The 17,061-nt window shown below is 67.8% G+C and carries 14 protein-coding genes; 10 read left to right on the top strand and 4 right to left on the bottom strand.

Features of this window, described 5'->3' with window-relative positions:
* The first annotated feature begins 243 nt into the window (after positions 1 to 243).
* The 9 genes from AC5JLE_RS19120 (at position 244) to AC5JLE_RS19080 (ending at position 13,036) form a co-directional block, all read left to right on the top strand.
* Entirely contained in the window at positions 244 to 663 is a 420-nt protein-coding gene (locus AC5JLE_RS19120; protein WP_496065546.1) for a DUF2946 family protein, read from the top strand.
* A 72-nt stretch (positions 664 to 735) separates the two neighbouring features.
* Positions 736 to 2,799, top strand: a complete 2,064-nt coding sequence (locus AC5JLE_RS19115; protein ID WP_496065545.1) for a TonB-dependent copper receptor — start codon at positions 736 to 738, stop codon at positions 2,797 to 2,799.
* A 275-nt stretch (positions 2,800 to 3,074) separates the two neighbouring features.
* Positions 3,075 to 4,181: an efflux RND transporter periplasmic adaptor subunit gene (locus AC5JLE_RS19110; protein ID WP_032957171.1), complete on the top strand. Its 1,107-nt coding sequence runs from the start codon at positions 3,075 to 3,077 to the stop codon at positions 4,179 to 4,181.
* Complete coding sequence (locus tag AC5JLE_RS19105) at positions 4,178 to 7,303, top strand: efflux RND transporter permease subunit (protein ID WP_014648225.1); 3,126 nt, start codon at positions 4,178 to 4,180, stop codon at positions 7,301 to 7,303. Before AC5JLE_RS19110 ends, AC5JLE_RS19105 begins: the two co-directional genes overlap by 4 nt.
* Complete coding sequence (locus AC5JLE_RS19100) at positions 7,296 to 7,898, top strand: GNAT family N-acetyltransferase (protein ID WP_164110909.1); 603 nt, start codon at positions 7,296 to 7,298, stop codon at positions 7,896 to 7,898. The genes AC5JLE_RS19105 and AC5JLE_RS19100 overlap by 8 nt, the downstream gene beginning before the upstream one ends.
* Positions 7,899 to 8,078: 180 nt before the next feature.
* Entirely contained in the window at positions 8,079 to 9,587 is a 1,509-nt protein-coding gene (locus AC5JLE_RS19095) for an alanine/glycine:cation symporter family protein (RefSeq protein WP_164110907.1), read from the top strand.
* Positions 9,588 to 10,421: a TrmH family RNA methyltransferase gene (locus AC5JLE_RS19090; protein WP_046432259.1), complete on the top strand. Its 834-nt coding sequence runs from the start codon at positions 9,588 to 9,590 to the stop codon at positions 10,419 to 10,421.
* A 166-nt stretch (positions 10,422 to 10,587) separates the two neighbouring features.
* On the top strand, positions 10,588 to 11,574 hold the full coding sequence (locus AC5JLE_RS19085; protein WP_049404925.1) for a hypothetical protein: 987 nt from the start codon (positions 10,588 to 10,590) through the stop codon (positions 11,572 to 11,574).
* A gap of 10 nt (positions 11,575 to 11,584) precedes the next feature.
* Positions 11,585 to 13,036 (top strand): alanine/glycine:cation symporter family protein, encoded by a 1,452-nt coding sequence (locus AC5JLE_RS19080; RefSeq protein ID WP_164110906.1) that lies wholly within the window; start codon positions 11,585 to 11,587, stop codon positions 13,034 to 13,036.
* 126 nt (positions 13,037 to 13,162) lie between these two features.
* Here AC5JLE_RS19080 and AC5JLE_RS19075 read toward each other — a convergent pair whose 3' ends face one another.
* From AC5JLE_RS19075 to AC5JLE_RS19060, 4 genes are all read right to left on the bottom strand, one after another.
* Positions 13,163 to 14,584 carry a M28 family peptidase gene (locus tag AC5JLE_RS19075; protein ID WP_032957185.1) on the bottom strand — a complete coding sequence of 474 codons (1,422 nt, stop codon included), beginning with the start codon at positions 14,582 to 14,584 and terminating at the stop codon, positions 13,163 to 13,165.
* A gap of 245 nt (positions 14,585 to 14,829) precedes the next feature.
* Positions 14,830 to 15,234 carry a large-conductance mechanosensitive channel protein MscL gene (gene mscL, locus AC5JLE_RS19070; protein ID WP_005418809.1) on the bottom strand — a complete coding sequence of 135 codons (405 nt, stop codon included), beginning with the start codon at positions 15,232 to 15,234 and terminating at the stop codon, positions 14,830 to 14,832.
* Between the two features lie 54 nt (positions 15,235 to 15,288).
* Entirely contained in the window at positions 15,289 to 16,005 is a 717-nt protein-coding gene (locus AC5JLE_RS19065) for a fumarylacetoacetate hydrolase family protein (RefSeq protein ID WP_019660190.1), read from the bottom strand.
* A gap of 75 nt (positions 16,006 to 16,080) precedes the next feature.
* Complete coding sequence (locus AC5JLE_RS19060; protein ID WP_005410817.1) at positions 16,081 to 16,362, bottom strand: hypothetical protein; 282 nt, start codon at positions 16,360 to 16,362, stop codon at positions 16,081 to 16,083.
* 178 nt (positions 16,363 to 16,540) lie between these two features.
* Between AC5JLE_RS19060 and AC5JLE_RS19055 the strand changes: the two genes are divergently transcribed.
* Positions 16,541 to 16,876, top strand: coding sequence for a Rieske (2Fe-2S) protein (locus tag AC5JLE_RS19055; RefSeq protein ID WP_049440406.1), 336 nt, complete (start codon positions 16,541 to 16,543; stop codon positions 16,874 to 16,876).
* Positions 16,877 to 17,061 lie beyond the last annotated feature (185 nt).

Genomic DNA, 17,061 nt, shown 5'->3' with positions numbered 1-17,061 from the left:
GGGTGGGTCCGGTTGCGGGAGTGTCCGCGGCATGGATGCCGCGGCCAAGCCCCCATGGATGGGTTTACGGCGTCTCCCGCAACCGGACCCACCCCGCCTACCCACAGGAACCCGCTTTTGCTGTTGCTTCGGCTCTTGCCGTGGACGTGGCCTCTGCAGGTGCAGGGCGCAGCCCTGCCGATAAACCCCTCCTGCGACGGTTCGTCGCACGGGCAACCCTGGACCCGGCTCTACACTAGCGGGATGACCCGGCTGTCCCGCCCGCAGCGCCTTCTGCTCCAGCTTGCCGTCCTGGCGACGCTGCTGATGGTGCTTGCGCCGCTGGTCAGCCGCGCGCTGCATGCGCAGCCGATGGACCACGCTGCGATGGCCGGCATGGACCACGCGCACATGCATCACGATGGCGCCGGATTGGGTCAGAGCCCTCTGCATGGGCAGAGGGATCCGACCCCACCGGCCGATCCCCACGCCATGCACGGCGAAGCCTGCGAATACTGCGTGCTGGCGATGCGCCTGCTGCCGTGGCTGGCCGTGCTGGTGCTGCTGTTGCCGCTGTTGTGGCGGCCGCGGCTGGTGTTCCCCTGGTCGCGGCAGGTGCTGCCCGCGCTGTGCTGGCCGGCGCATGCCGCGCGTGGGCCGCCGCCTTTCTCCATCGTTCGCTGATGTCCCTGTCGAATCTGCCGCACGACGCCTGACCGGGCGCCGTGCGCGCGTGCGTACCTTGGAGCTGTTCCGATGAAAATGACTTCCCGCCCCGCGGGCGCCTGTGCGCGCCTGCCGGTTGCCCTTGGCCTGGCCGTAGCTGCAACGCTCGCCCATGCCGCGCCCGCCGAAGAGGCGCGTACCCTCGACACCCTGGTGGTCACCGCTGCCGCACCGTCCTCGCCACTGCACTGGGTGACCGACCCACGCCTGCCGCGGCAGCCGGTACCCGCCAGTGATGGCGCCGATTACCTGAAGACCGTTCCCGGTTTCTCCGCCATCCGCAACGGTGGCACCAACGGTGACCCGGTGCTGCGCGGCATGTTCGGTTCGCGCCTGAACATCCTCAGCAATGACGGCAACCTGATCGGTGCCTGCCCGTCGCGCATGGACAATCCGCTGTCCTACATCGCGCCGGAGAGCTTCGACCGGCTGACCATCATCAAGGGCCCGCAGAGCGTGCGCTGGGGCGCAGGTGCCTCGGCTGGCACCGTACGCTTCGAGCGCGATACACCGCGCTTCGAAGAGCCGGGCCTGCGTGCCGATGCCAGTGCGCTGGTCGGTTCGCGCAACCGCAACGACCAGGTGCTCGACCTGACCCTGGGCAACCCGACCGGCTATGTGCGCGCCAGTGGCAATCGTTCCGAAGCCGATGACTACAAGGACGGCCACGGCGATGTGGTGCCATCGAAGTGGCGCAAGTGGAACGGTGACGTGGCGATCGGCTGGACGCCGGATGCCGACACGCTGCTGGAAATTTCTGCCGGTGCCGGAGATGCGATCGCACGCTATGCGGGACGCGGCATGGACGGGGCCGCGTTCGAACGCACCAGCTATGCCGCGCGCTTCGAGAAGCGCAACCTGCCGGGTGCGTGGGACACGGTGCAGGCCAACGTGTACTACAACGAGGCCGATCACGTGATGGACAACTACACGCTGCGTGCGCCGAACCCGAACAGCAGGATGCCGATGCCGATGGCTTCGAACGTGGATCGCCGTACCCAGGGCGGCCGGGTCAGTTCCGAGTGGCGCTGGCAGGACGTGCAGCTGGTGGCGGGCGTGGACGGCGAAGACAGCCGCCATCGTGGGCGCATGGGCATGGGCCGCGGCACCTATCGCCAGGTGGCGTGGGAGATCGATGCCCACTTCCGCCGCTATGGCGTGTTCACCGAATTGACCCTCGGCGCCGGCACCGATCAGCGTTGGATCAGCGGCCTGCGCATCGATCGCGCCAGCGTGCGCGACGAGCGGCAGTCGCTCCGCGGAATGATGGGCAACATGCCCAATCCGACTGCGGGCCAGCGTCGCAAGGAATGGCTCGGCAGTGGCTTCCTGCGCTACGAGCAGGACCTGGCCGACGGCCTGACCTGGTACGCCGGCCTCGGCCACAGTGAACGCATGCCCGACTACTGGGAGCTGTTCTCGCCCGACCACGGCCCGGCCGATGCGGTGAACGCGTTTGCCGGCATCCAGCCCGAGCGCACCACCCAGCTCGACGCTGGCCTGCAGTACAAGGGACCGCGCGTGCAGGCCTGGGTCTCGGCGTACGCCGGGCAGATCCAGGACTACATTCTGTTCACCTACCACCGCAGCGGCGCGATGGGGATGAGCCAGGCCAGCAACGTCGATGCGCGCATCGCCGGTGCCGAGGCGGGGCTGGAAGTGAGCGTGGCCGAACAGTGGAAGCTGGGTGGCACGCTGGCCTATGCCTGGGGCGAGAACCGCGACCAGCAGCGTCCGCTGCCGCAGATGCCGCCGTTGGAAGCGCGCCTGAGTGCGAACTGGGAAGGCCAGCGCTGGAGCGCCGGTGCGCTGCTGCGCGCGGTGACCCACCAGCATCGTGTCGCAGATGGCCAGGGCAACGTGGTCGCACAGGATCTCGGGCCGAGCGCGGGCTTTGCCACCTTCGCGCTTAACGCGGCGTACCGTTTCGGTTCGCAGCTGCAGCTCAGCGCAGGCGTCGACAACCTGTTCGACCGCGCCTACAGCGAGCACCTGAACCTGGCCGGCAGCGCCGACTTCGGGTTCCCGGCCGACCCGGTGCGCATCAACGAGCCGGGGCGCAGCGTGTGGATGAAGCTGAACTACCGGTATTGATCCGCCGGGTGTAAAAAAAAACGGGGCCGGATCCCCGCCAGGATCCGTCCCCGCCCGACGCCCTCCGTCGGGCAGCTTCGACTCTACGATGACTGACCCGGTGATGCACGACGGGATACACCCCGATACACGCCGACACTGCCCATGGCAGCCTTGCACGGAATGGGTTCAAGGCGCTATCGCAGCCCTGGTTCCACGCCGGTAAACGCTTGGCACATACCGCTTTCAGGGGCACTTGCCTACACTCGGCGGCCGTGGATCAATTTGGACCGTTCATGTTGGCTCGTATCGCTTCGACCCTGGCCCTTGGCCTCAGCCTGGCCGTGCTGGCCGGGTGCGCAGGCAAACAGGAGGCCGCCGCGCGTCGGCAGGGAGAAGCGGTGCCGGTCACTGCGCAGGTCGTGCAGTCCCGTCAGTGGAGCGACACCCTGCAGGCGCTTGGCACGGCCAAGGCGCGCGAATCGATCAGCGTGACCGCCAAGGTCAGCGAAATCGTCGAGAAAGTGCATTTCGAAAGCGGCCAGCACATTGCTGCCGGTGCGCCGATCGTGACCCTGCGTGGGCAGGCCCAGGAGGCCGCACTGGTGCAGGCGCAGGCGACCTTCCATGAAGCCGATCAGCTGTACAAGCGCCAGCGCGAGCTGGCCGCCCAGCGGCTGGTGTCCAGCGCCACGCTGGATACGCAGAAGTCGATCCGCGATGCCGCCGAAGCGCGCGTGATGCAGATGCAGGCAGACATCGGTGATCGCCGTGTGCGCGCGCCGTTCGCCGGCGTGCTCGGCATCCGCCAGGTCAGCCCTGGCTCGCTGGTGACCCCGACCACGGTCATCGCCACGCTCGATGACATCGAGCACATGCACATCGATTTCCAGGTGCCTGAAGTGGAACTGGCTGCGCTGGGCGTCGGTGACAAGGTCAGCGCCACCAGCGTGGCCTGGCCGGGCCGCACCTTCGAGGGCGTGGTCAGCACCATCGATGCGCGCATCGACCCGGCCACCCGTGCCGTGACCGTGCGCGCCGACTTTGCCAACGGCGACCATGCGCTGCGTCCTGGCATGCTGCTGGACGTGCGCCTGTTCCGCCCCGAGCGCCCGGCGCTGGTGATTCCGGAAATCGCCGTGGTGCAGGTCGGTCGCGATACCTTCGTGTACCGCATCAAGGCTGACGACAGCGTCGAGCGTGTGGACGTGGTGACCGGCGCGCGCCGTGCCGGCGTGGTCGAGATCAGGCAGGGTCTGGAAGCGGGCCAGCGCATCGTGGTCGATGGCACCGGCAAGCTGCGTCCGGGCCTGAAGGTTGCCGCCAAGGACGCAGCGCCCGCCAGTGGTGCAAAGCCCGCTGAAGACGCTGCGCCGGCCGCGGCCGAGGGCCACGGCGGATGAAGCTGTCCGACATCTCCATCCAGCGGCCGGTGTTCGCCGTGGTGATGAGCCTGTTGCTGCTGGTGCTGGGCGTGATGTCCTTCACCCGCCTGACCCTGCGCGAACTGCCGGCCATCGACCCGCCGATCGTCTCGGTCTCGGTGGACTACACCGGCGCCTCGGCGGCGGTCATTGAAAGCCGCATCACCCAGGTGCTGGAAGATGCGCTGGCCGGCATCGAAGGCATCGATACGATCAATGCGCGCAGCACCAACGGCCGCTCGCAGGTCAGCATCGAGTTCACCTCCAACCGCGATATCGAAGCGGCGGCCAACGACGTGCGCGATGCGGTCAGCCGCGTGGCCGACCGCATGCCGGAAGAGGCGCGGCCACCGGAGATCGCCAAGGTCGAAAGCGATGCCGACCCCATCATCTGGTTCAACATGGTCTCCTCGACCATGGACACGCTGGAGCTGAGCGACTACGCCGACCGTTACGTGGTCGATCGCTTTTCCAGCCTCGATGGCGTGGCCCAGGTCCGCATCGGCGGCCGCCAGCGCTATGCGATGCGGATCTGGCTGGACCGGGACCAGCTGGCCGCACGCGGGCTGACCACCGGCGACGTGGAAACCGCGCTGCGCAACGAGAACGTGGAGCTGCCGGCCGGCCGCATCGAGTCGACCGACCGTGATTTCACCCTGCGCGTTGAGCGCAACTACATCAAGCCCGAAGACTTCGCGACCATCCCGCTGGGCAAGGGCCGCGACGGTTACGTGGTGCGCATGGGCGACGTGGCGAAGATCGAGCTGGCCTCGGCCGAACGCCGCGCGTACTACCGCAGCAACGGCGAACCGGGCATCGGCTTGGGCATCGTCAAGACCTCCACGGCCAACTCGCTGGACGTGGCGCGTACCGCGCGCGCTGAAGCCGAGCGGGTGGCGCTGACCCTGCCCAAGGGCACGCAGATCTTCGTCGCCTTCGACAACACCACCTTCATCGAAGCGGCGGTGGACCGCGTCTACGCCACGCTGGTGGAAGCGATGATCCTGGTGCTGGCGGTGATCTGGCTGTTCCTCGGCAGTTTCCGCGCCGCGTTGATCCCGGCGGTGACGGTGCCGGTCTGCCTGGTCGCGGCGTTCATCGCGCTGTACGCGTTCGATTTCTCGATCAACCTGCTGACCCTGCTGGCGCTGGTGCTGTGCATCGGCCTGGTGGTGGACGATGCGATCGTGGTGGTGGAGAACGTGCAGCGCCGCATCGACCTGGGTGAGCCACCGCTGGTGGCCTCCAAGCGCGGCACCGCGCAGGTCGCCTTCGCGGTGATCGCCACCACCGCCGTGCTGGTGGCAGTGTTCCTGCCGGTCGGCTTCCTGGAAGGCAACACCGGGCGCCTGTTCCGCGAGCTGGCAGTGGCGCTGGCCGCCGCCGTGGCGTTGTCCGCGTTCGTGGCGCTCACACTGACGCCGATGATGGCCTCCAAGCTGCTCAAGCCGCACACCGGGCAGGCGCCACGTGGCCTGCACGGCTTCATCAACCGCAACCTGGAACGCCTCGCGGGTGCCTATGGGCGGGTGCTCGATCACCATGTCGACCGCACCTGGATCTACCTGCTGGTGATGGTGGCCGCGCTGGTCGCCAGCTGGGGCCTGCTCAAGCTGCTGCCCTCGGAACTGGCGCCGGCCGAAGACCGCGGTTCGTTCCAGATCATGATCGACGGCCCGGAAGGCGCCGGCTACGACTACACCGTGCAGCAGGTGCAGCAGGTGGAGGCGCTGCTGGCCCCGCATGTCGGCCCGGACAAGCCGATCGTGCGTGCCAACCCGCGCGTGCCCGGTGGCTTCGGTGCCAGCGAGGAAATGCATACCGGCCGCGTCAGCATCTTCCTGCAGCCGTGGCGCCAGCGCAGCGAGGCTACGCCGGACGTGGCCAACGAACTGCAGAAGGAACTGGACACCATCCGCGGCGTGCGTGTGCGTACCCAGGTCGGTGGCGGCCTGGTGCGCAGCGGCGGGCAGCCGTTCCAGATCGTGCTGGGTGGGCCGGAATACGCGGAGATCGCGCAGTGGCGCGACCGCATCCTGCTGCGCATGGCCGACAACCCCGGCCTGGTCGGCCCCGACTCGGACTACAAGGAAACCCGGCCGCAGATGCGGGTCAACATCGACCGCCAGCGTGCGGCCGATCTCGGCGTGCCGGTCACCGCGATCGGTTCGGCGCTGGAAACCATGATGGGCTCGCGCCGCGTCACCACCTTCGTCGACAACGGCGAGGAGTACGACGTGCTGGTGCAGGCCGGACGTGACGGTCGCGCCAGCCCGGCCGACCTGGCCGCGATCCGCGTGCGCGCCACCTCTGGCGAGCTGGTGCCGCTGTCCAACCTGGTCACGTTGAGCGAAGTGGCCGAGGCCGGCACCCTGAACCGCTTCAACCGCCTGCGCTCGATCACCATCAGTGCCGGCCTGGCGCCGGGCTATCCGCTGGGCGAGGCCATTGCCTGGGCGCAGAACGTGGCCCAGGAAGAGCTGCCGCAGTACGCGCAGGTGAACTGGAAGGGTGAATCGCGCGAGTACCAGAGCGCCGGTGGCGCCGTGCTGCTCACTTTCGCCATGGCCCTGCTGGTGGTCTACCTGGTGCTGGCCGCGCAGTTCGAGAGCTTCATCCACCCGCTCACCATCATGCTGACCGTGCCGCTGGGCGTGCTCGGCGCGCTGGTCGGGTTGTGGGTGAGTGGCGGTACGGTGAACCTGTTCAGCCAGATCGGCATCGTGATGCTGGTTGGCCTGGCCGCGAAGAACGGCATCCTCATCGTCGAATTCGCCAACCAGCTGCGCGACGATGGGCGCAGCGTGCGCGAGGCGATCATTGAATCGGCGATGGTGCGCCTGCGCCCGATCCTGATGACCTCGATCGCCACCGTGGTCGGCGCCATTCCGCTGGTGGTGGCCGGTGGTCCCGGTTCGGCCAGCCGTGGCACGATCGGCATCGTGATCATCTTCGGCGTGACCCTCTCGACCTTCCTGTCGCTGTTCGTGGTGCCGGCGTTCTACGCGCGGCTTGCCCCGTACACCCGTTCGCCGGAAGCGGTGAAGCGCGAGCTGGAGAAGCAGGAAGCGGAATCGCCGTCGGTGGGCGGCCATGCCTGACCGGCACACCGACGGGATCGGGTCCCTCGCTGACGGGGTCGGACCCCTTTCCCAAAGGGAAAGGGCTCTGACGCCACTTCGAGGCGACGGCTTCCAGCTGCGCCCCTGGCGCCCGGATGATCTGGAATCGCTGCTGCGCCACGCCAACGATCCCGAGGTGTCGCGCGGCCTGCGCGACCGTTTCCCGTATCCGTACACGCGCACCGATGGCGAGGCCTTTCTCGCCGGCCGCGTGCTGGCCCCCGGAACCCTGAATCTGGCCATCGAGATCGACGGCCAGGCCTGCGGCAGCGTCGCTGCCCAGCAGGGCATGGCCGAGCGTGGGCACACCGCCGAACTGGGCTACTGGCTGGGCCAGGCCTATTGGGGGCACGGCGTGATGACCCGTGTGGTCGGGCTGTTCGCACCGTGGGTGATGGACGAGCTGCGCCTGTTCAGGCTGCAGGCCTCGGTCGTCGACTTCAACCTCGGCTCTGCGCGGGTGCTGGAGAAGAACGGCTTCCAGGAGGAGGGCGTGGAGCGCTGCGCGGTCTACAAGCGCGGCGTGCTGCACGACCTTCGCCGTTTCGCCCGGGTACGCACCCAGCTGCCCTGAACACGCGGGCTGGCCGCTGTAGAGCCGAGCCCATGCTCGGCTGCCCTCGGGGGGCCAAGCCGAGCATGGGCTCGGCTCTACAAGACAGCGCTACCGCAGCGGCCTGCGATCAGGGAGAATCGACCGGTCCCTTCCAGCCGACGGGACGTCCTTACAACCCGCCGACTGGAGAGAGCGCGCGTGGAAGCAACCGTACACTTCATCAACAGCATCATCTGGAGCAAGGCACTGATCTTCGTGTGCCTGGGCGCCGGCCTGTTCTTCAGCCTGCGCACGCGCTTCATGCAGATCCGTGGCTTCTTCGAGATGTGCCGCCTCACCGTCAAGGGTGAGAAATCCGACGCCGGCGTGTCCTCGTTCCAGGCCCTGGCCATGTCGATGGCCGGCCGCATGGGCATCGGCAACATCGCCGGCGTGGCTACGGCCATCGCCTTCGGCGGCCCCGGTGCGATCTTCTGGATGTGGGTGATGGGCTTCCTCGGCGCGTCCACGTCGTATGTGGAATGCACCCTGGCGCAGATCTACAAGACCAAGGACGCCGAAGGCCGCTACCGCGGTGGCCCGGCGTACTACATCGAAAAGGCCATGGGCCTGAAGTGGTACGCGCTGGCCTTCGCCATCGCCACGATCATCGCCGCCGGCTTCCTGATGCCGGGCGTACAGGCCAACGCCATTGCCGACAGCATCATCAACGCCTGCCGTGGCACCGCGCTGTGCGGTTCGCTCGATGGCCAGGCCTTCGGCATGGAATCGGTGCAGGCGCTGAAGCTGGGCATCGGCATCGTGGTGGCGCTGCTGCTGGGCGTGGTGATCTTCGGTGGCGTCAAGCGCATCGCCAACTTCGCCGAAGTGGTGGTGCCGTTCATGGCCGCCGGTTTCATCCTGATGGCCATCGTCATCATGATCATCAACTACGACCGCGTGCCGGAGATGTTCAACATCATCTTCAGCAGCGCCTTCGGTACCCACGCCGCGTTCGGCGCGATGATGGGCCTGGCGGTGGAGTGGGGCATCAAGCGCGGCATCTATGCCAACGAAGCCGGCCAGGGCTCGGGCCCGCATGCAGCGGCCGCCTCGGAAGTCTCGCACCCGGCCAAGCAGGGCTACGTGCAGGCCTTCGCGATCTACTTCGACACCATGATGGTGTGCACCGCCACCGCGTTCCTGATCCTGGCCAGTGGTACCTACAACGTGTACTCGCCGGTGGAGGGCGCCGCGCCGATCTTCCAGGGCCTGGCCGGTATTCCCGAAGGTGCGGGCTACGCCCAGGCCGGCGTGGAAGCGGTGCTGCCGGGCTGGGGTTCGGCGTTCGTGTCGATCGCCATCTTCTTCTTCGCCTTCACCACCATCATGGCGTACTACTACATGGCCGAGACCAACCTCAGCTATGTGAACCACAACAGGAAGCGCCCGCTGACCGTGCTGGTGCTGCGCCTGGGCATCATCGGCATGGTGGTGTTCGGCGCGTTCCATAATGCGACCCTGGCCTGGGCGCTGGGTGACATCGGCGTCGGCCTGATGGCCTGGCTGAACATCATTGCCATCCTCATCATCCAGAAGCCGGCGATGCTGGCCCTGCGTGACTACGAACGACAGAAGAAGCTGGGCCTGGATCCGGTGTTCGACCCTGATGCCCTGGGCATCAAGAACGCCGATTTCTGGCGCCAGCGCAAGCAGGAGAGTGTGTAAGTGAACAACCCCTGGAACAACCGCCGCCCGTCCGCCCGTCCGCCGCGCGCAACGCCGTTGCCGCGCCCGGAGGTGCCGGCCACGGGCGGTGGTGGGCGCGGTGGCAGCGACGAGCTGCGCCTGTACGGCCTGAATGCCGTGCTGGCCGCGTTCGAAGCGCGGCCACAGGCGCTGCGCAAGCTGTACCTGCTGGAGGCGCGCATTCCGCGCCTGCAGCCGCTGCTGAAGTGGTGCGTGGCCAACCGCGTGGGGTATCGCGTGGTTGAAGACGGCGATCTGAACAAGCTTGCCGGCACCACCCACCACGAAGGCGTGGTGGCCGATGTGCTGCGCGCACCGGCGCTGCCGCTGGCGCAGTGGCTGGAGCAGGTCGGCGACGGCCCGGCGCTGGCGCTGTGGCTTGATGGCGTGGGCAACCCGCACAACCTCGGTGCGATCCTGCGCTCGGCCGCACACTTCGGCGCCAAGGCGCTGCTGCTGCCGGCCGGCAGCACGCTGGCGCTGTCCGGTGCCGCCGCGCGCGTGGCCGAGGGCGGTGCAGAAGCGGTGCCGCTGGTGCAGCTGCCGGAGACCGCCCAGGCGATGACGCAGCTGCGTGCGGCCGGCTTCGGCCTGGCGGCGACCCTGGTGGAGGGCGGTGACGACGTGTTCCGCACCTCGCTGCCGGCCCGCCTGGTGTATGTGATGGGCGCCGAAGGCGAGGGCATGGACCGCAGCCTGGCGGGAGCGTGCGACCAGCAGGTCTCGATTCCCGGCAGCGGCGCGGTGGAGAGCCTGAACGTGGCCTCGGCCACGGCGGTACTGCTGGCGCAGTGGGCGAGCCGCCGCGGCTGATCCGGTATCCCGGGTCGGATCCCTCGCCGCAGGCGAGGGCTCTGACCCCTTCCAGGGTCCGTAATTGCGTCAAGCGCGCATGATGTTTTGAAAGTTTCCTTATTGGTCAGCCGCTTCCGGCAACGCAGGGTGGAACTCCATCCCACGTTGTCCAGAAGAGGCTGCCATGCATCACCCACGCTGTATCCTCATCGCATTGCTGGTCCTGACCAGCGTCCTTGCCAACGGCCGTGCCGCAGCCAGCGAACGCAGCCTGGACGGCGTCAACTTCACCGGGCCGCTGATCACCCCCAACCCGGCTGGCCTGCCGCAGGGCAACTGGTACATCGAACCCTATCTGGTGCGGATCGACAGCCGCGATCATTACGACGATGGCGGCCATCGCCGCCGCAGTGGGCAACGCAGCGGCGCATGGGCAACGGTGGTACCGATCATCTACGGCTTCAGCGACCGGGTGATGGGGCAGGTCAATCTCAGTGCATCGCGTGCCGAACAGGGCGGCGCGCGCAGCAGTGGTTTCCGTGCCGGTGACACCACCGCGCGCCTGCAGTACCTGTTGCAGGCGCCCAATGCCGATGGCACGCGTCCGGCCATCTCGGTCGCGCTGGTGCAGCGCTTCAGCACCGGCAGCCATGACCGCATCACCGGCAATCCGCTCGATGCGCAGGGCGACGGTGTGCAGCGCACCACTGCCGCATTGGGCGTGCAGCAGGTGGTCTGGCTGGGTAACGACCGCCCGCTGCGCTGGCGTGCCCAGCTCAGCGCCGGGCCTGCGCCGTCGCGGACGGCGATCTCCGGGGCCAGCGTCTACGGCACCGACGACAGCTTCCAGGGGCACATCTCCCGGGGGTCGGTGCTGGGCCTGTCGGTCGGCGCCGAGTACAGCTTCAATCCGCGCTGGGTGGGCGTGATGGAAGTGGCCGCCAGCCGCGAGACCGGCCAGCGCCTGAGGGGTTTCGCGCGCAACGCCAGCGGTGGTTTCGAACGCATCGACGAGCATCGCCCGGCCAGCCGCAGCGTCACCCTGGCGCCGGCCGTGGAGTACCACTTCAGCCCGTCACTGGGCCTGATCGCCGGCGTCGAGTTCAGCGTGGCCGGCCGCAACACCGGCCGCATCATCAGCCCCCAGGTCGCCCTGGGCATGTTCTTCTGAGGGGCCGCCGATGAACATCGAATCCATCGTCAACGCGATCCTTGGCGTCGTCTGGAGCCCCTACCTGGTGGTGCTGTGCCTGCTCACCGGCCTGTACTTCAGCGTCCGCACGCGCTTCATCCAGCTGCGTGCATTGCCGGACATGCTGCGCCTGATGTTCCGCCATGAGCGCTCCGATGCCGGCGTGTCGCCGTTCCAGGCGTTGTCCCTTTCGCTGTCCAGCCGCGTGGGCGTGGGCAACATCGCCGGCGTCGCCATGGCCATCGCCTTCGGCGGGCCCGGCGCGATCTTCTGGATGTGGATCGTCGCCTTCCTCGGCGCCTCGAGCGCCTTCATCGAGTCCACGCTCGCGCAGATCTACAAGGAGCGCGACGGCAAAGGACAATACCGGGGTGGCCCGGCGTACTACATCGAAAAAGGCCTCGGCCAACGTTGGTATGCAGTGCTGTTCGCATTGGTGACGGTGCTGGCGGGCGCGATGCTGGCCGGCACGCAGTCCAATGCGATCACCAGTGCGGTGAACGAAGCCTGGGACGTGCCGGTGATGACCACCACGGCGGTTCTGCTGGTGGTGCTGGGTGCCATCCTCATCGGCGGTGTGCGGCGCATTGCGCGCGTGGCCGAATGGGTGGTGCCGCTGATGGCCGTGGCCTACCTGCTGGTCGCGGCGCTGGTGATGGTGCTCAACGCGGACAGGGTGCCGGAGGTGATCATGCTGGTGCTGCGCAGTGCATTCGGCGTGGATGCGGCGTTCGGCGCGATGATCGGCACCGCCATCCAGTGGGGCGTGCGCCGTGGCGTGCTGTCCAACGAGGCCGGCATGGGCAGTGGTGCGCATCCGGCCGCCGCCGCGGAAGTCTCGCATCCGGTCAAGCAGGGCCTGGTGCAGTCGTTCTCGGTCTACATCGACACAATGGTGGTGTGCAGTGCGACCGCCTTCCTGATCCTGTCCACCGGCCTGTACAACGTCTACGACCCGGCGGTGAACGGTATTCCGGATGAGGCGCGCCTGCTGCTGGGCAATCTGCCGGGTGTCGAAGCCGGGCCACGCTTCGTGCAGCACGCGGTGGAATCGACGCTGCCGGGTTTCGGCCGTTCGTTCGTGGCGCTGGCGATCCTGCCGTTTGCGTTCACCACCATCCTGGCGCTGTATTACATGGCCGAGACCAACGTCAGCTATCTGTGCCGTGATCGGCCGACGCCCTGGGTGATGGGCGGCTTCCAGCTGCTGTTCCTGGCGGCAACCGGCTACTCGGCGGTGAACAGTGCAACGGTGGCCTGGTCGCTGGGCGACATCGGCGTCGGCCTGATGAGCTGGCTGAACATCATCGCCATCCTGCTGTTGCAAAGGCCTGCCCTGGCCGCACTGCGCGACTACGAGCAGCATCGCCAGGCCGGCAAGGATCCGCTGTTCAACCCGAAACTGCTGGGCGTGCGCAACACGAGCGTGTGGGAAGGCTGACAGGATCGGGGTCAGATCCCTCGCCAAGGCGAGGGCTCTGACCCACGCCATTGCCCGGTGGGTGCGAACCTCGGTTCGCACCGCTCTTCCCGCTGCACTCGCCGGGCATGGCCCGGCGCCAGCGCATCACTCGTTCGGCGGCGTGGTCGCCTTGGCCTCGCTGCCGAAGCTGCCGTCGGCTTCCGCCGCCAGGTAGGCGAACACCGTATACGCGGCCACGTTCTGCGCCAGTGCCTTCGGGTCGATCTTGTCCAGCGTGTCGTCGGCGGTGTGGTGCAGGTGGAAGTAGTCCGAGCCGTCCTGCGCCAGCCACGCCCACGCACCGCCCTTGGCGGCCAGCGGGCCGACGTCCGGGCCCGGGCCACCCTTGTCGGCCTGATACTCGATGCCCAGCGGCTTCATTACTTCGGCAATCTGCTTCGTCGCTTCACGCGAGCCTTCCGGATTCGGTGAACCAGTATTGAAGGCGTAGATGCGGCCTGCGCCGAAGTCGCTCTCGGCGGCCAGCTGGTGCAGGGCCACGTCCTTCGCGTGCGCTTCGGCATAGGCCTTGCCGCCGTAGAGGCCCTGTTCCTCGTTGGCGAAGGCGATCACGCGGATGGTGCGCTTCGGTGCCTGCTTGAGCTGGCCGATCAGGTGGCCGGCGGCCATCGTGATGCCCACGCCCGCGCCGTCATCCACGGCGCCGGTGCCCAGGTCCCACGAATCCAGGTGACCACCGATCACCACCACTTCCTTCGGCAGGCTGCGGCCGGTGATCTCGCCGATCACGTTGTACGAGGTGGCGGTGCCGTCCCAGCCGCAATCCAGTGCCACCTTCACTGTGGTGCTGCCACGCGCCAGCAGGCGGGCCAGCTGGTCGGCATCGGGCACCGACAGCGCGGCCGACGGCACCGGGGTCAGGCCGTCATCGAAACGGGTGATGCCGGTGTGCGGCACGCGGTGCGAGTCGGTACCGGCCGAGCGCATCAGGAAGCCGACCGCGCCCTTGCGGATGGCTTCGGATGGGCCCTTGCTGCGGATCGCACCGCCGCGGCCGTAATCGCGGCCATCGCGGAAGGGCAGCATCTGGTAATCGACGAAGGCGATCTTGCCCTTCAGCGAACCTGCCGGTGCGGCCTGCAGCGCGGCCAGATCGGCGAAGCGCACCACCTCGGCTTCCACGGTGCCACCCGGGCTGCCGCCCAGTGCGGTGATCTGCAGCGGCTGCGGGTTCCTGCCGGTCACGGCGGCGTGTTCGCTGCGGCGCTCCCATTTCGGGAACGTCACCGGCTCCTTCCAGACCTTGTCGAAGCCCAGGGCCTTGAACTTGGCTTCGGCCCAGGCAACGGCGCGGGCATCGGCTTCGCTGCCGGCGATGCGCGGACCAATCTCGGTGGTGAGCGACTCGACCACCTTCCAGCCGGTGTCATCGGCCAGCGCCTGGTCGCGCAGCTGCGCGGCGGTCGCCAGCGAGGCGGGGGGCAGGGTGGTGGTGCGCGGTGCCGCGAAGGCCGGGGCGGCCAACAGGGCGAGGGAGGATGCGATGGCAAGGACGCGGCGACGCATGGACAACTCCGGGAAGGGACCTAAGCCTTGGAGCTTAACAGTCGTTCAGCCCGGCGCATGGGCGGGAGGTCATGGCTGGCGCGGATGCTGTTTTCCGCCAGATGCAGCAAAGCGAAAGCCCCGCCGGAGCGGGGCTTTCGCCTGCTTCTGTAGAGCCGAGCCCATGCTCGGCTGCCTTTTGCAGATCAGCCGAGCGTGGGCTCGGCTCTACAGGTGGGAGGGGCGCCCATAGGCGCCCGGTACCCTTACTTCTTCAGGCTGTCGCGGATCTCGCGCAGCAGCACCACTTCTTCGGCCGGCGCCGCCGGTGCCGCTTCCTTCTTGCGCGACAGGCGGTTGATCGCCTTGACCACGATGAAGATCGCGAAAGCCACGATCACGAACTGGATGACGGTGTTGATGAAGTCGCCGTAGCCAACCACCACCGCCGGGATCTCCTTGCCATCCGGTCCGAGCCGGGCTGGCGACAGCGTCCAGGCCAGGCTGGAGAAGTCCACGCGGCCGATCAGGTAGCCCAGCGGTGGCATGATGATCTTCTCGACCAGTGCGGTCACGATCTTGCCGAAGGCCGCGCCGATCACCACGCCGACGGCGAGGTCGATGACGTTGCCGCGCATCGCGAATTCCTTGAACTCGGTGAGCATTCCCATTGTTGTTTTTCTCCGGTGGGGAAGTGGACAGCGCGCAGGGTAGCGCAGGTGATGTCAGCCGGCGATCACGCCGTGGCGCTCGGCCACGTTTTCCAGGCGCGCGCTGAAGCGGTCGCCGGGCTTGAGCGCGGCCACGCCGGACGGCGTGCCCATGAACACCAGGTCGCCGGCACGCAGCTGCCACAGCTTGGACAGCTCATGCAGGATCTCCGGCACGTTCCAGATCATCTGGTCGAGCAGAGCCTGCTGGCGCACCTCGCCGTTGACCTCCAGCGACAGGTTCAGCGCGGCCAGGTCGCCGACTTCCTCGGCGTGGACGATTTCGCTGATCGGCGCGGAGGCATCGAAGCCCTTGGCCGCGTCCCACGGGTGGCCCTTGTCCTTGGCGGCGGCCTGCAGGTCGCGGCGGGTCAGGTCCAGGCCGACGGCATAGCCGTAGACCAGTGCGTCGGCGTCGGCCACGGCCAGCTCGCCGGCGGGCGCATCGCGGCCGATCGCCACCACCAGCTCCACTTCGTGGTGCAGGTTGGCGGTCGCTGGCGGGTAGGGGATTGCATCGTCGTGGCCGACCACGATCGCATCGGCCGGCTTGCTGAAGAACATCGGGCGGCCACGGTCATCGGCCGCGGGCACTGCCGCACCCATTTCGCGGGCGTGGTCGGCAAAGTTGCGGCCGACGCAGTAGATGCGGTGCACGGGGAAACTGCCACCACCGGCTACCGGCACACGCGGCAGGGCTACGGCAGGGATCACATCGGAGACATCGGACATGCGGGCATCCAGGAAGAGCGTGCCCGCAGTCTAGAACGCATGGCGCCCGCCGTCAGCGGGCGCGCAGGAAGTGGATCAGCGCGAGGCCGGCAACACCGGCTTGCGTACCACGCGGTACTCGCCTTCGACCACGGTCGGGTCGACCGGACGGGCAACACCCGGCTTGCGCGAGGCCAGCAGCTTCCACGCCAGGCCGACCAGGATCATCGCCGCACCGACGAACACACCGATGAACACCATCGCGGCCAGGATCGCCAGGCCAAGCAGGCCCACGGCAACGCGCACCAGCGGGTGGCGCGGCTTGCGCGGCGCGAACAGGGTGCGGAACTGGTTGAAGGCGGATGCGCGATTGAACATGGCGGCTCGATAGGCTGGGATCAGCGAAACCAGAGTATCGGGACGCGCCACTGTCATTGAGTGAAAAACTCGTTAAATATAGCCTGTGCTTATTACGGATCAATGACTTGTGTTCATGTCGCAGCCAGTCACCTGAGTGGGCATGCGACAATGCGGGTTTACCGTACGAGCCTTCGCCATGACTGCCGCTGCTGCCCTGATCGCCCTGGATGCCATTGCCGATGGCGCGTTTGCCGAGGTCGAAGCGGTGGTCGATGGCGATGCCGAATCGCTGGTGCTGTACCGCGACGGCGCGCAGGTGCGCGCATTCCTGAACATCTGCCCGCATGCCGGCCGCCGCCTGGACTGGGCGCCGGGGCAGTTCCTGAAGAGCCGCGAGGGCCACCTGGTGTGCGCCGCGCATGGCGCGTCGTTCGCGCTGGACAGTGGCGACTGCATCGCCGGCCCGTGCAAGGGCGACCGCCTGCGCGCGGTGCCGATGGACGTGCGCGACGGGCAGGTCTACCTGGCTTGAGGCCAGAAGCAGTCGAGCACGGCTCGACGCTACAAAAGCCGTGTCGACCAAGGTCGACAGCTACCAGAGCGAGATCCGTGCCGACCAACGGTCGGCACCCACCACCCGCCGCGTGAAACTGCCGAAGGCGGGGTGGGTCCGGTTGCGGGGGTGTCCGCGGCATGGATGCCGCGGCCAAGCCCCCA

Source organism: Stenotrophomonas sp. (assembly GCF_059505245.1).
This window is presented reverse-complemented; position numbering and strand designations above follow the sequence as displayed.

Coding starts and splice junctions, on each gene's coding strand:
- AC5JLE_RS19120 (WP_496065546.1), top strand. CDS start 244: ATGACCCGGCTGTCCCGCCCGCAGCGCCTTCTGCTCCAGCTTGCCGTC.
- AC5JLE_RS19115 (WP_496065545.1), top strand. CDS start 736: ATGAAAATGACTTCCCGCCCCGCGGGCGCCTGTGCGCGCCTGCCGGTT.
- AC5JLE_RS19110 (WP_032957171.1), top strand. CDS start 3,075: ATGTTGGCTCGTATCGCTTCGACCCTGGCCCTTGGCCTCAGCCTGGCC.
- AC5JLE_RS19105 (WP_014648225.1), top strand. CDS start 4,178: ATGAAGCTGTCCGACATCTCCATCCAGCGGCCGGTGTTCGCCGTGGTG.
- AC5JLE_RS19100 (WP_164110909.1), top strand. CDS start 7,296: ATGCCTGACCGGCACACCGACGGGATCGGGTCCCTCGCTGACGGGGTC.
- AC5JLE_RS19085 (WP_049404925.1), top strand. CDS start 10,588: ATGCATCACCCACGCTGTATCCTCATCGCATTGCTGGTCCTGACCAGC.
- AC5JLE_RS19080 (WP_164110906.1), top strand. CDS start 11,585: ATGAACATCGAATCCATCGTCAACGCGATCCTTGGCGTCGTCTGGAGC.
- AC5JLE_RS19075 (WP_032957185.1), bottom strand. CDS start 14,584: ATGCGTCGCCGCGTCCTTGCCATCGCATCCTCCCTCGCCCTGTTGGCC.
- mscL (WP_005418809.1), bottom strand. CDS start 15,234: ATGGGAATGCTCACCGAGTTCAAGGAATTCGCGATGCGCGGCAACGTC.
- AC5JLE_RS19065 (WP_019660190.1), bottom strand. CDS start 16,005: ATGTCCGATGTCTCCGATGTGATCCCTGCCGTAGCCCTGCCGCGTGTG.
- AC5JLE_RS19060 (WP_005410817.1), bottom strand. CDS start 16,362: ATGTTCAATCGCGCATCCGCCTTCAACCAGTTCCGCACCCTGTTCGCG.
- AC5JLE_RS19055 (WP_049440406.1), top strand. CDS start 16,541: ATGACTGCCGCTGCTGCCCTGATCGCCCTGGATGCCATTGCCGATGGC.